Consider the following 13006-nt stretch of genomic DNA (forward strand, 5'->3'; position numbering starts at 1 on the left):
AACCTACGACGGCCGGGGCGGCAGAATGACGGCCACCAGCAGGCCGTACCACGGTCGTGACCCAAGTGCCCGGCGCCATCCGGCCCTTGGGCGTACGAGGACGTACGAGGAGAGGACGACGTGAGCGAGAACCAGCCCGACGACCCCGACGGCACAGAGACGCGGATCGACACGGGGACGGCACACAACGCCCGCGTATGGAACTACTGGCAGGGCGGCAAGGACAACTACCCCGTGGATGAGCAGGTGGGTGACCACGTCGCCGGGATGATCCCCGTCATCCGCGACATCGCCCGCGCCGACCGGGCGTTCCTGAGCCGTGCCGTGCGTTTCCTGGCCGAGGAGCGCGGCGTACGCCAGTTCCTCGACATCGGCACCGGGCTGCCGGTCATGGAGAACACTCATGAGATCGCCCAGCGGATCGCACCCGATTCGCGGATCGTGTACGTCGACAACGACCCCATCGTGCTCTCACACGCCCGCACCCTGCTGACCAGCACCCCGGAAGGCGCCACCGACTACATCGACGCCGATGTGCACGACCCGGACGCCATCCTGCGTATCGCCGGCGACACCCTCGACTTCACCGAGCCCGTCGCACTGATGCTGCTGGGCATCCTCAACTTCGTCCTCGACGACGCCGAGGCCCGGTCCATCGCGAGCCGGCTCGTGGCGGCGCTCGCCCCCGGCAGCTTCCTCGTCCTGACCCACCCCACCACGGAGCCCTCACTCGGCGGCGACCTCCAACTGGAGGCGATGGCCTTCTGGAACGCCAACGCCAAGCCGCCGGTCACCGCCCGCAGCAGGGAGGAGACCGCCACGTACTTCGACGGCCTCACGCTCCTGGAGCCGGGCCTCGTCTCCTGCTCACTGTGGCGACCGGAGCCCGGGACGGAAACCCGGGTCGTCCCCCAACTGGGAGCCGTGGCGGTCAAGGACTGAGGTCAGCGTGTTTCGCTCGGCACTGCTCTCTGCTCGACGGTGGGCGAGGGCAGGTACGAGGTCGGTGCCGGCGCTGCGGTGTCGGCGGTGGGAGCAGAAGTGGGCGTAGAGGTGCGCGGAGGTGACGGGACGTCGGAGGCGTCCGTCGGGGTCTCGGCTGTGGGCTGAGGGCTGGACGGCCCGGGTGACGGCGCCGACGGGTTCGCCGAGTCAGGCGAAGTGGACGGCGGAGTGGACGGAGCGGGCGGCGTCGAAGGGCTGGTCGCGGGAGGCGGGGCGAGCGGGGGCGTCGGGGACGCGGGGGCGTCGGAGGTCCTCAGCAGCGGCAGGGCTGCGAGGGCGGCGACCGCGCACGACAGACCGGCTCCGGCCGCGGCGCGGAGCAGCCGGCGGCGGGCCGCGCCGCGGCGGATCGACTCGTACCGGCCGAGGGGCGGGGCGAGGTGGTCGGAGGGGGGCCGGAGGATCACCGCGAGGGGGTCGTCGGGGCCGGGCTCCGGGCCGCCGTCGTCAAAGCGTGTGGTCAAGGCTTCTCCTCAGGTGGGCGCGGAGCAGTTCTCGGGCCGCATGGAGGTCGGCCTTGACGGTTCCTTCCTTGCGCCCGGTCAGCACGGACACCTCCCGGATCGGCATGTCGGCGTAGTAGTGCAGCAGGATCGGTACGCGTAACCGCTCCGGCAGTGACTGCACGAGCAGCCGGACCGTGGGGTCGGCCTGCTCGGTCTGCGGGCGGACTGCGGCTTCCGAGGTGGCACGGCGTACGGCTCTTCGCTCACGCTCCAGTTTGCGCCAGTGGTCCCGGACCAAGTTGGCCGCGGTGACGTAGAGGAAGCCGCGGGGCTCCTCCACTGAGGTCCAGCGGGCCCAGAGCCGGGTGAACGCCTCGGAGGCGATCTCGTGGGCCGTCTCGTCGTCGTCGACGAGCCGGCGGCACCAGCCGGCGAGACGTGGGTAGAGGGCGGCGAACAGTTCGGACGCTGCCTTGTCGCGCTTGTCGCGGGACCGTTTCAACGCTCTCCAGGGTCGGAGGGACACTCGTACGGAAAGAGCCCGGACCGATGGCGTACGTTCCATCGGCCCGGGATCCGCCATGAGCGGGCCGGAGTGGTGAGGGGGGTGGGGAGGTCAGGGGCTCGTGGAGCTCAGCACGGCGAAGACGATCACGTTGTCGCGGTACCAGTCCCCGCTACGCGGCCCACCGCACGTGATGAGCCGCAGCTCCGGCCGGTCCACGTCGCCGTAGACGTCGTCCGCGGGAAAGTCCGCCTTGGCGACCGTCCGTACGGCGGTGACGGCGAACTCCGCCGCCGCGCCGTCCGCCAGGCGCGCCACGATCCGGTCCCCCCGGTGCAGCCGGTCCAGGTGACGGAACACCCCGTCCCCGTGACTGCCCACCGTGACATGACCGAGGATCACCGAGGGCCCGACCTGACCGGGCGTCGGCGAGTGCCGGTACCAGCCCGCCCGGTCGTCCGCCGTGATCGGAGGCACCTGCACGCTGCCGTCCCGGGCCAGCCCCAGCCGCATGACCGGGGTGTCGACCTCGATGGCCGGGATCCGCAGACCGACCGGCTCCGAACGACCGAGAGGCTGCGCCGACTTCGCCTTCGAGGCAGCTTGCGAAGGCGTACTGCTGGGCCGTGCGCTCGCAGTCTCACCGCCCCCGTTGCCACCGCACCCCACGAGCAACGAGCCCAGCCCCGCCGCGACGACCGCACGCCTGGACGGCGCCCTCATACCTCGGACGCCCTCCGCCGGCGTACGAGGAAGACGACCGCACCGCCGCCGACGAGCACAGCGGCAGCACCCCCGCCGATCAGCGCGCCGCCGGACTCCCCGGACCCCGACGTCTCCCCGGTCTCGGGCGCACCGCTCGGTACGACGGAGACCTGACCCGAGTCCACCGTCGGCTCGGCGCTCGGATCCGCGGGGGCCGGGGTGGAAATCTCGGTCGGCGCCTCGGCAGCGTCCTCAGTCGGGGCCGGCTTGGTCGTGGACGTCGGGGCCGGTGCCTCGGAAGCGTCCTCAGTCGGGGCCATGGACGTCGGGGCCGGTTTGGCGCTCCCCGGGGCGGAGGGAACCGACGTCGGAGCCCCCCCGTCGGCGAACGCGGGCACCGCACCCCCCAGCACTGCCGTACCCACAAGTGCCATGGCGGCAAGGACAGTTCGGCGCATCAGTCGCTCTCTTTCGTCGCTCCGCCTGCCCACGGATTCAGCGGGCGTGTCACGGATCGAGCGGAGAGACGAGACAGCGAGGAAGCGGGTTGTAAAGAACAGGCAAAGACACCGGAGAGCTACTCAGGCAACCTGAGGGTGCCGGCTCTCCAGCCGTACGTGCAGCTCCTCCTCCTGGTCCCCGGACGCCGTGCTGACCTCATGCACGGAGAACAGCGAATCCAGCGTGGAACGGAAGCGGTCGATCGCCCAGTAGCCACCCTGGACGTCGGCCGTGACGGACGCCGCGAGGCGGGCGGGGCGGGCGCCCTCGTGCGTGTCGGCGACGTCGAACGTGCCGAGCCACACCGTCGGGCGCGTCGCCGAAAGCTCCTGGGGTACGTCCTCGGCGCACCGGTCGGAGCTGAAGCAGGCGCACAGGGTGTCGAACACGACGCGGGCGTCTTCCTTGCTGCACCCGCTGAGTTCCACGGAGACGGTTTCCGGGTGCGGTCGTTCCTTGTCCATCGTGATCGCTCCTCTCGTCACCGCGCTGCGGTACCTCGGGGCAGCCCGGCGAAACCACGTCACACCCCCCAGAAAAGCACCATCTGAGGGGTTGAGCACCCAGCGACTGCAAGCGAACCGCAACCGGACCAGGTAAACGGCTCGAGCACCCCAGCCAGTACCCGAAACCCCGCCGGGTATGGATAAGCGCGGGTTCCTCCTGATCCACCTTGCGCCGAAGCCGGGAGACGAACTGCTCGATCGCGTTGCCGACCCGGAACTCGCCCCAGACGTGCCGGCTGATCTGCTCCTTCGACAGCACACGTTCCGGATTGACCAGCAGATGCCGCAGCAGCCGGTACTCCGCGACCAGCAACGCGGCCTCGGCCCCCGTACCCGCCATCAGGCATCAGGCATCAGGCGGAACGTCAATCTTCGCTTCGGCCCGCTCGACGAAGTCGTCGACCATCCGGTCGATGAGCGAGGCGAGCTGCTCCAAATCCTCGGGCGACCAGTCGGCCAGGGCCGCCTGCATACCCCGGACGCTGGCCTCACGGACACGGGCGAACGCTTCCCGGCCGGTCGGGGTGAGCTGGATGCGCTGGGCCCGGCGGTCGTCGGGATCGGGGATGCGGGTCGCATAGCCGGTCCTCTCCAGGTGCTGCACCTGGCGCGTGACGTGGGAGGCCTCCACCGACAACCGGGCCGCCAGCTCTCCGAGCCGCAGCGGCTCGCTCTCGGCGAGCTGCCGCAGGACCGCCACGGCGGCACGGTCCAGCGGCAGTCCGGCGAGAGACATGAGGCGCTCATGCTGCCGGGCCCTGCCGGACAGGTACGTGGCACGGGTGAGGGCGCGCTCGATCTTCATCACGTCTGGCGAGACGGAGACTGCCGCCGAGGGTCGTGGGGTCATGCGCTTCACTTTAACAGCTAATTGCCTAACTCAAGCAAGCCGAATTCATTGGAATTTGCTTGCCTCAAGTAACCCTCGCATGCTTGCCTAACTCAAGTAAGGTGCGCCTCACGTTCCACCCACCAGAGGAGCAACCCATGAGCAGCACCGGCCTTCAGGGACGCAGCGTCATCGTCACCGGAGCAGGCTCCGGCATCGGCCGGGCCACAGCCGTGAAGTTCGCCGAGGAGGGCGCGAGCGTCCTGGTCGCGGACGTGAACCAGGAAGGTGCCGAGCAGACCGTCAAGACGATCGAAGAAGCGGGCGGCACAGCCAAGGCCGTCATCGGCGACCTCCGCGACCAGCAGGTCATCGACGAGATCGTCGACACCGCCGTTCAGGCCTTCGGTGGCCTGAACGTCCTCGTCAACAACGCTGGAATCATGGACCACATGTCGGCCGTCGGCGAAACCGAAGACGACGAGTGGGACAACGTCATCGGGATCAACCTCACCGCACCCTTCCGCCTGACCCGGGCCGCCCTGCCGCACCTGCTCGCCGCAGGCAGCGGCGCGATCGTCTTCACCGCCTCCGAAGCCGCCCTCCGCGGCAGCGCCGCCGGAGCCGCCTACACCGCCTCCAAGCACGGCCTCGTCGGCCTGACCAAATCCCTCGCCGTGATGTACCGCAAGTCCGGCCTCAGGGCCAACGCCATCGCCCCCGGCGGCACCGCCACCAACCTCCGCCCCGACCTACGTCCGGACGCCCACGGCCCCGCCGTACTCGGCCCCTACCTCGGCGTCGGTGTCGGCGACAAGCTCGCCGCCGCCGAGGAACAGGCCGCCGCCATCGTCTTCCTCGCCTCCGACGCCGCGAGCTACATCAACGGCGCCGTCCTCCCCGTCGACAACGGCTGGTCCGCCACCTGACCCGACGGGGCCGTACGAACTCCCAGGCCGCCGCCGGCTCCGTACGGGTCCCGCCGCCCCGGACCTCACACGGATGCTCGGAGCGACCGAAAAGGCGGCCGTCACCTTCGACGAGCAGCCGGACGAGTACGCGACGAGCACGAACAGACGCAGAGCTGGGAAGCCGTGGCCCCGCAGGTCAGACGTGCGGGGCCACCGTCCCCGGTCTGATACGCTGATCCAGCGACATCGAGCCGCCGCAGCGTGAACCCTTGGTCACAAATCCCGTTGGGAGCACGCCACCCCGTGTGCGAGACTGTTCGCACGCAACAGCTTGGTCCTGTGGAGCAGTTTGGAGTGCTCGCCACCCTGTCAAGGTGGAGGCCGCGGGTTCAAATCCCGTCAGGACCGCTGCAACCTCAAGGGTTGCGCGGCTGGGTAGCTCAGTTGGTACGAGCGATCGCCTGAAAAGCGATAGGTCGCCGGTTCGACCCCGGCCCCAGCCACCACCCAAGGCCCCGATCTTCGGATCGGGGCCTTAATCATTGGCCACCTCTTTTCCCGAGGTGCGATCCTGGACCCCGTATGTCTACGCACCCTGCCCCCGCCCCTGCTCTCGGCGATCTCGCCCCCCGTCTGACCGAGCTGTCTCTGCGCGACGCGCATCGGCTTGGGCGCAGGCTTGAAGGGGCGCGCCGGATTCGTAAGCCCGAGGCTCGGGCCGCCGTCATTGCCGAGATCGAGGCGGAGGTGGCCAGGGCCGAGGCACGTATGGCTGAGCGGACGGCGCGTGTGCCGGCCGTTTCGTATCCCGAGCAGCTGCCTGTCAGCCAGAAGAAGGACGAGATCGCGGCGGCCATCCGTGATCACCAGGTCGTGATCGTCGCCGGTGAGACGGGGTCCGGGAAGACGACGCAGATCCCCAAGATCTGTGTCGAGCTGGGGCGCGGTCTCCGCGGCATGATCGGGCATACGCAGCCCCGTCGCATCGCCGCCCGTACGGTCGCCGAGCGGGTCGCCGAGGAGCTGGACACCCCGCTGGGTGAGGCCGTGGGCTGGAAGGTCCGGTTCACCGATCAGGTGAACCAGGACTCGACGTTCATCAAGCTCATGACGGACGGCATCCTCCTCGCCGAGATCCAGACGGACCGTGAGCTGCGCGCGTACGACACGATCATCATCGACGAGGCGCACGAGCGGTCGCTGAACATCGACTTCCTGCTGGGGTATCTGGCTCAGCTGCTGCCCAAGCGGCCGGATCTGAAGGTCGTCATCACCTCGGCGACCATCGATCCCCAGCGCTTCTCCCGTCACTTCGGCGACGCCCCGATCGTCGAGGTCAGCGGTCGTACGTACCCCGTCGAGGTCCGTTATCGCCCGCTCCTCGAGGAGGACAGCGAGTCCGCCGAAGGTGAAGAAGGGGACCGGGACCAGATCACTGCGATCTGCGATGCCGTCGAGGAGCTCCAGGCCGAAGGCAAGGGCGACATCCTCGTCTTCCTCTCCGGAGAGAGGGAGATCCGGGACACCGCCGATGCCCTCACCAAGAAGAACTACCGGTTCACCGAAGTACTCCCCCTCTACGCCCGCCTCTCGCACGCCGAGCAGCACCGCGTCTTCCAGCCCCACACCGGCCGCAGGATCGTGCTGGCGACCAACGTCGCCGAGACGTCGCTGACGGTCCCGGGCATCAAGTACGTCATCGATCCGGGCACCGCCCGCATCTCCAGATACAGCCACCGTACGAAGGTCCAGCGCCTCCCCATCGAGGCGATCTCGCAGGCCAGCGCCAACCAGCGCAAGGGCCGCTGCGGACGGACCAGCGACGGCATCTGTATCCGTCTCTACAGCGAAGAGGACTTCACCGCCCGGCCGGAGTTCACGGACGCCGAGATCCTCCGTACGAACCTGGCCTCCGTCATCCTCCAGATGACCGCCGCGGGTCTTGGGGACATAGAGAAGTTCCCCTTCATCGATCCGCCGGACCACCGCAACATCCGTGACGGCGTCCAACTCCTCCAAGAGCTCGGCGCGCTGGACCCCAAGCAGAAGGACGTACGCAACCGCCTCACCGAGACCGGCCGCAAGCTGGCCCAGCTGCCCGTCGACCCCCGTCTGGCCCGGATGGTCCTGGAGGCCGACAAGAACGGCTGTGTGCGCGAGGTCATGGTGCTCGCCGCCGCGCTCTCCATCCAGGACCCGCGCGAACGTCCGGCCGAGAAGCAGACCCAGGCGGACCAGCAGCACGCCCGCTTCAAGGACGAGACCAGCGACTTCCTCGCCTTCCTCAACCTCTGGCGGTACATCCGCGAGCAGCAGAAGGAACGGGGCTCGTCGTCCTTCCGCCGGATGTGCAAGCAGGAATACCTGAACTTCCTGCGGATCCGGGAGTGGCAGGACATCTACTCCCAACTCCGCACGGTCGCCAAGCAGATGGGCATCCATCTCAACGAGGACGACGCTCCCGACCAGCAGATCCACGTCTCGCTCCTCGCCGGGCTCCTCTCCCACGTGGGCATGAAGGACGTGAAGGAGGGCGCGAAGAACGAGTATCTGGGCGCCCGGAACGCCAAGTTCGCGATCTTCCCGGGCTCTGCCCTCTTCAAGAAGCCCCCGCGTTTCGTGATGTCCGCCGAGCTCGTCGAGACGTCCCGTCTCTGGGCGCGCGTGAACGCGAAGATCGAGCCCGAGTGGGTCGAGCCCCTCGCCGGACACCTGTTGAAGCGGACGTACTCCGAACCGCACTGGGAGAAGGACCAGGCGGCGGTGATGGCGTACGAGAAGGTCACTCTGTACGGCGTACCGATCATCGCGCAGCGCAAAGTCAACTACGGGCGGATCGATCCGGAGACGTCCCGCGAACTTTTCATTCGCAACGCGCTCGTCGAAGGCGACTGGCGTACGCACCACAAGTTCTTCGCCGACAACCGCAAACTCCTCACCGAGGTCGAGGAGTTGGAGCATCGCGCCCGACGCCGGGACATCCTGGTCGACGACGACACGCTCTTCGACTTCTACGACCAGCGGGTGCCCGAACACGTCGTGTCGGGCGCACACTTCGACTCCTGGTGGAAGCACAAGCGGCATGAGGAACCCGAACTGCTCGATTTCGAGCGGTCGATGCTCATCAACGAGCGGGCGGGGGATGTCAGCAAGGACGACTATCCGGACGCGTGGCGTCAGGGACGGCTCAAGTTCCGTGTGACGTACCAGTTCGAGCCGGGAGCCGACGCCGACGGCGTGACCGTCCACATCCCGCTCCAGGTCCTCAACCAGGTCACGGACGAGGGCTTCGACTGGCAGATCCCGGGGCTGAGGGAGCAGGTCGTCACGGAGCTGATCCGCTCCCTCCCGAAGCCGATCCGCCGGAACTACGTCCCGGCCCCCAACTTCGCCCAGAAGTTCCTGGAGCGGGCGGTGCCGTCGGCCTCTGGCCGCACAATGTCACAGCAGGAGCCGCTGACGACGACGATGGCCCGCGAACTGAAGCGCATGGTCGGCGTGCCCCTCACCGCCGACGACTTCGACTGGACGAAGGTCCCCGACCATCTCCGCATCACCTTCCGGATCGTCGACGAGCGGCGCCGCAAGCTGGCCGAGGACAAGGACCTGGAGGCGCTCAAGCTCCGACTGAAGCCGAAGGCGCGGCAGGCGATCTCACAGGCGGCAGCGGCCACGGCCGAACGCACGGGCGGAGAGTCCCTGGAGCGCAAGGGCCTCACGGACTGGACGATCGGCTCGCTCACCCGCGTCTTCGAGACGCGTCGCGCCGGCCAGCCGGTGAAGGCGTACCCGGCGCTGGTCGACGACGGCGACACCGTCTCCGTACGCCTCTTCGACACCGAGGCCGAGCAGCAGCAGGCGATGTGGAAGGGCACGCGGCGGCTGATCCTGCTGGGCATCCCGGTGAACCCGGCCAAGTTCGCCTCGGAGAAACTCACCAACCCGCAGAAGCTCGCCCTCTCGGCCAATCCCCACGGATCGATCCAGGCGCTGTTCGACGACTGCGCGATGGCTGCCGCCGACAGGCTGATCGGGGACTTCGGAGGGCCGGCCTGGGACGAGGAGTCGTATCGGAAGCTGTACGACAAGGTGCGCGCCGAGATCGTGGACATGACGGTCCGTACGGTCGACCAGGTCCAGCAGGTCCTTGCCGCCTGGCAGGCTTGTGAGCGGCGTCTGAAGTCCGTACGGAGCCCAGCGCTCCTCGCGAACCTCACGGACGTACGGGCGCAGCTGGACGCCCTCGTGAAGCCGGGCTTCGTCACGGAGGCGGGCCTTCGTCGCCTTCCGGATCTGATGCGCTATCTGGTGGCCGCGGACCGGCGCCTCCAGCAGATGCCGACGAACGTCCAGCGGGACACGACTCGGATGGCAAAGGTCCATGAGATGCAGGACGAGTACGCCTGGCTCCTTGAGCAGATGCCGCAGGGCCGTCCCGTTCCCCAACAGGTCCTGGACATCCGGTGGATGATCGAGGAGCTCCGGGTCAGCTACTTCGCTCACGCGTTGGGCACGGCGTATCCCGTCTCCGACAAGCGCATCGTGAAGGCGATCGATGCGGCTGTTCCGTAACTGCGTCTGTACGTTGGGTGAGTTCGCCCCTCGGGCGTCCCCTCCTGTACAGTCTCTTCTCGCAGCGCAACGCGACAATCGCCCTGCGAAACCAGGTCCTGTGGAGCAGTTTGGAGTGCTCGCCACCCTGTCAAGGTGGAGGCCGCGGGTTCAAATCCCGTCAGGACCGCAGCGCACATCGAAGGGGCCCGCATCCGCCAAGGATGCGGGCCCCTTCGGCGTACAGGCGGTTCCTTTCCCCCAGCCCCGCCCCTTCCCGAAACTGAGGGCTGCGCCCCAGGCCCCCCGCCAGGGGGTGGGGGTGACAGTCGTGTCGCGGCTGCGGGTGCGTCGTGGCTGGTCGCGCCCACGCGGCGGAGCCGCAAATTGACACAGCCCCGCGCCCCTAAAGGCAAAAGCCTGCGGCTGCCCGCGCCCCCAGAAAAGTTCGCGCCCTGAGCAAGTCCGCGCCCCGGGCGAGCCCGCACCCTCGACTGCCCGTCACTTGCCCTCCGGCGGGAGGGGTCGTGGGCCGGTGCGTCGTATGCCCGTCGCTTAGGTCCGGTCTCGGAGAACCCGCACCGTGTACCAACACCGGGCCGTATGCCCGGCCTGCGACGGGCTGACGCACCGGCCCACGGCCCCGCACCCCCCACCCACCCCAGGGGCGCGGGGAACGGCGCGAGCAACCACAACGCACCCGCAGCCGCCCAACCGCCGGAGGCACCCCGCGGGGAACGGCGCGACCAGCCACCACGCACCCGCAGCCGCCAACGGACCCAACTGCTCAACCGCCGGCGGCAGGTGTTGACGCCGTCACATTCCCCCGGTACTCAAACACCAAGGCCAACCAACCCGTTGGAGGTGGCGTATGACCGCGTTCGCCCGGCACGAGACGCGGGCACTGTTGCGCGCCCATCTGCAGGCCGCCTCCGGGTACCGGCACCTGACCCGGCACTGCCCGATCTGCCACCGCCTCCAGAACCTGGCCATGGCCATGGAGTTGACTCCGGACGACGCGGACGGTCCCGAGGGTGCAGCGGAGGACGAAAGCCCCGCAACGGCATGAGCTCCCCCCTTTACCGCAGGTAACACACCCTCAGCAAGGCCCCCGGCATGTGACGGGAGTCACTGCATAGGTTTTCAAATCGGCGGTACTTACCGGTCACTTACAGCCGCTCAATTTAATATGTGCAATTGCACCCCACCCCGGGGTCAGCCCCACAACCGGATCCAAACCCGCCCCAAGCGGCACTCCAGACCGCTCAGGGACCACCCGGACTCCCCACGACCGCTCACACCCCGTCAGAGAGCGCGCACAAAAAAGATCGCGCTGGACCCGGCGGAGTCCAGCGCGATCGACGACGCACCCTTGTTGCTTGAGGTTCTGGCTCGGGCGTGGGCTCTGTTGGGGCAGAACCCGCGTCGTTTGGAGCTTTGGTTCGAGCAGTCCGGCACGTTGGGGGAACCTGCCGAAATGCCCTGCTATGCAGTTGTTCAGGCTTCGGTACGCTGCTGCGGGATGCCCGCGAGCAGAGCGCGGACCTCAGCTTCGCGGTAGCGGCGATGCCCGCCGAGCGTGCGGATCGACGTGAGCTTGCCTGCCTTCGCCCACCGCGTGACCGTCTTTGGGTCAACGCGGAACATCGTGGCGACCTCAGCGGGGGTCAGCAGCGGCTCGGCATCAGGGGTGCGAGCGGTCATGAGCGGCCTCCTCGGGGGAACCGAACGTTCTCGGTTCATTCCTCTAAATTCTGCACCTTGACCCGCGTTGCCCGAAATGGCGGACGCGGGTCGAGTCGGTTATAGGACGAACGGCTTGTCCTCGGCACTACAACTACACCATCTGTCCAGCCGCGTCGGCCAAACCGATGGAATTGCCCTCTCAGGTGTTCATCAGCGACGGAAGCCGATGGACCATGCCATAGCGGACAGTCACGCCCCTGTGACGATCAGTCACAGGGGTGATCGGGAGTCACGAGACCCCCCATAGCGCGCAATGCTGAGATTCCACCCATACATGGGCAGATGGAGCCCTCACCGGACTCCTTGTCCTATTTTGACATGAGGAGGGGTGTCTGGTGCAAGGTCCGCGTTAGTGCTGTCCGTCACCCTTACCCGCAAAGTCCTTATGGTGACTTACGTCCCGTCAGTTCGCCGAACGGCGATCCCGGACCGCCCGCCAGCGTTCGACCAGCCGACCGTACGCCTCCCCGGCCCCGACCCCGTCGCCCGTACGCAGCGCCTCGATCCCCTCGGCCACATCCGCCGCCGAATGGTCGCTGTCGAGCTGCTCGGCGGGCAGGACGTGCACCAGGCCGCCGTAGTCCAGCTCCACCAGCGAGCGCGGATGGAACTCCTCCAGCCAGCGCCCCACGTCCACAAGGCCGTCGATCAGCGGCCCCTCGTCGATGGCGTCCTTGAGCGCCTTCAGCCCCCGCGCCACCCGCCGCCGCGCCTGCACCATGGGCGTCCGGTAGCGCAGTACGGGGGCGTCCTTCTCCGAGCCCTTGTCGTACTCGCGTTCCTCGTCGGCGACCAGCACGAACCAGTTCAGCGGTACGTGCCAGGTCGAGGTGCGGATCCAGGGGCGGGCGTCCGGGTTGCGGCTCAGCCAGCGCTCGTAGTCCTGGGCGGCCTGGCGGCGTACGACCGGAGGCAGCACAGCGTCCAGGACCGGCCCCGGCAGTTCCTCGGCCAGCTCACCCAGGGCCTGCCAGCCGCGCAGCCGGGTGCGCCAGGGGCACACGCACAGCACGCCGTCCACGTCCGCGACGAAAGCGTCGCTGCTCTCGTGCACGGGCACCGGGATCGGCGGTGTGGGCAGCAAGTCGGTCAGGGAGCGTCGCAGTTCGTCCTGGGACGAGGGCCGACCGGGGCGGCGCGCGTACCGCGCCCAGTGGCCGCGCTCCGGTTCCGGGAAGGCGGCCAGCGGTTCGTACACGCGCAGGTAGGACGCGTACGGGACGATCACCGAGGACACCTTGGGCACGCTTGCTCCCTCCCCCGCGGATCTGACGGAAAACCCTCGAAACCCCCGCGCGGGG

General features: G+C 68.4%; 12 protein-coding genes, 3 tRNA genes and 1 pseudogene. 7 read left to right on the top strand and 9 right to left on the bottom strand.

Annotated features, from left to right (window positions below; genetic code table 11):
* Positions 1-120 precede the first annotated feature (120 nt).
* Positions 121-942: an SAM-dependent methyltransferase gene (locus OP79_RS18755; RefSeq protein WP_033321403.1), complete on the top strand. Its 822-nt coding sequence runs from the start codon at positions 121-123 to the stop codon at positions 940-942.
* Positions 943-944: 2 nt separating this feature from the next.
* On the opposite strand, the gene OP79_RS51830 is transcribed toward OP79_RS18755, so the two are convergent.
* The 7 genes and pseudogenes from OP79_RS51830 to OP79_RS18780 form a co-directional block, all read right to left on the bottom strand.
* A complete protein-coding gene (locus OP79_RS51830; RefSeq protein ID WP_078491875.1) occupies positions 945-1469 on the bottom strand; it encodes a hypothetical protein in 525 nt (174 codons plus the stop codon).
* Complete coding sequence (locus tag OP79_RS18760) at positions 1453-1953, bottom strand: RNA polymerase sigma factor (RefSeq protein WP_033321404.1); 501 nt, start codon at positions 1951-1953, stop codon at positions 1453-1455. Before OP79_RS18760 ends, OP79_RS51830 begins: the two co-directional genes overlap by 17 nt.
* A 114-nt stretch (positions 1954-2067) precedes the next feature.
* Positions 2068-2679: a class F sortase gene (locus tag OP79_RS18765; protein ID WP_033321405.1), complete on the bottom strand. Its 612-nt coding sequence runs from the start codon at positions 2677-2679 to the stop codon at positions 2068-2070.
* A complete protein-coding gene (locus tag OP79_RS18770) occupies positions 2676-3119 on the bottom strand; it encodes a hypothetical protein (protein ID WP_033321406.1) in 444 nt (147 codons plus the stop codon). The genes OP79_RS18765 and OP79_RS18770 overlap by 4 nt, the downstream gene beginning before the upstream one ends.
* 123 nt (positions 3120-3242) lie before the next feature.
* Positions 3243-3626: a hypothetical protein gene (locus OP79_RS18775; protein WP_033321407.1), complete on the bottom strand. Its 384-nt coding sequence runs from the start codon at positions 3624-3626 to the stop codon at positions 3243-3245.
* A 148-nt stretch (positions 3627-3774) separates the two neighbouring features.
* A pseudogene (locus OP79_RS51835) lies at positions 3775-3981 on the bottom strand (winged helix-turn-helix domain-containing protein); the annotation flags it as partial.
* Positions 3982-4014: 33 nt separating this feature from the next.
* Entirely contained in the window at positions 4015-4518 is a 504-nt protein-coding gene (locus OP79_RS18780) for a MarR family winged helix-turn-helix transcriptional regulator (protein WP_078491876.1), read from the bottom strand.
* Positions 4519-4655: 137 nt separating this feature from the next.
* On the opposite strand from OP79_RS18780, the gene OP79_RS18785 reads away from it, so the two are divergent.
* The 6 genes from OP79_RS18785 to OP79_RS18810 all read left to right on the top strand — a co-directional run bounded on the left by OP79_RS18785 (position 4656) and on the right by OP79_RS18810 (position 11028).
* Positions 4656-5426, top strand: coding sequence for an SDR family NAD(P)-dependent oxidoreductase (locus tag OP79_RS18785; RefSeq protein ID WP_033321409.1), 771 nt, complete (start codon positions 4656-4658; stop codon positions 5424-5426).
* 315 nt (positions 5427-5741) lie between these two features.
* Positions 5742-5816: transfer RNA gene (locus OP79_RS18790), tRNA-Asp, on the top strand.
* Positions 5817-5837: 21 nt separating this feature from the next.
* Positions 5838-5914, top strand: a tRNA-Phe gene (locus tag OP79_RS18795).
* 76 nt (positions 5915-5990) lie between these two features.
* Positions 5991-9980: an ATP-dependent RNA helicase HrpA gene (gene hrpA / locus OP79_RS18800; protein WP_033321410.1), complete on the top strand. Its 3990-nt coding sequence runs from the start codon at positions 5991-5993 to the stop codon at positions 9978-9980.
* 94 nt (positions 9981-10074) lie between these two features.
* Positions 10075-10149, top strand: a tRNA-Asp gene (locus OP79_RS18805).
* 681 nt (positions 10150-10830) lie between these two features.
* Positions 10831-11028 (top strand): DUF6274 family protein, encoded by a 198-nt coding sequence (locus OP79_RS18810; protein ID WP_033321411.1) that lies wholly within the window; start codon positions 10831-10833, stop codon positions 11026-11028.
* Between the two features lie 428 nt (positions 11029-11456).
* On the opposite strand, the gene bldC is transcribed toward OP79_RS18810, so the two are convergent.
* Both bldC and OP79_RS18820 read right to left on the bottom strand, forming a co-directional pair.
* On the bottom strand, positions 11457-11663 hold the full coding sequence (gene bldC / locus OP79_RS18815; RefSeq protein ID WP_033321412.1) for a developmental transcriptional regulator BldC: 207 nt from the start codon (positions 11661-11663) through the stop codon (positions 11457-11459).
* A 445-nt stretch (positions 11664-12108) separates the two neighbouring features.
* On the bottom strand, positions 12109-12951 hold the full coding sequence (locus OP79_RS18820) for a DUF8083 family protein (RefSeq protein WP_033321413.1): 843 nt from the start codon (positions 12949-12951) through the stop codon (positions 12109-12111).
* Positions 12952-13006: the final 55 nt, after the last annotated feature.

The sequence above is a fragment of the Streptomyces yerevanensis genome, assembly GCF_000716805.1.
Classification (GTDB): Bacteria; Actinomycetota; Actinomycetes; order Streptomycetales; family Streptomycetaceae; genus Streptomyces; species Streptomyces flaveus.

What these genes read in the sequence shown, in the direction of transcription:
- OP79_RS18765 (WP_033321405.1), bottom strand. Translation starts at nt 2,679, where the DNA reads ATGAGGGCGCCGTCCAGGCGTGCGGTCGTCGCGGCGGGGCTGGGCTCG.
- OP79_RS18770 (WP_033321406.1), bottom strand. Translation starts at nt 3,119, where the DNA reads ATGCGCCGAACTGTCCTTGCCGCCATGGCACTTGTGGGTACGGCAGTG.
- OP79_RS18785 (WP_033321409.1), top strand. Translation starts at nt 4,656, where the DNA reads ATGAGCAGCACCGGCCTTCAGGGACGCAGCGTCATCGTCACCGGAGCA.
- OP79_RS18810 (WP_033321411.1), top strand. Translation starts at nt 10,831, where the DNA reads ATGACCGCGTTCGCCCGGCACGAGACGCGGGCACTGTTGCGCGCCCAT.
- hrpA (WP_033321410.1), top strand. Translation starts at nt 5,991, where the DNA reads ATGTCTACGCACCCTGCCCCCGCCCCTGCTCTCGGCGATCTCGCCCCC.
- OP79_RS18780 (WP_078491876.1), bottom strand. Translation starts at nt 4,518, where the DNA reads ATGACCCCACGACCCTCGGCGGCAGTCTCCGTCTCGCCAGACGTGATG.
- bldC (WP_033321412.1), bottom strand. Translation starts at nt 11,663, where the DNA reads ATGACCGCTCGCACCCCTGATGCCGAGCCGCTGCTGACCCCCGCTGAG.
- OP79_RS18775 (WP_033321407.1), bottom strand. Translation starts at nt 3,626, where the DNA reads ATGGACAAGGAACGACCGCACCCGGAAACCGTCTCCGTGGAACTCAGC.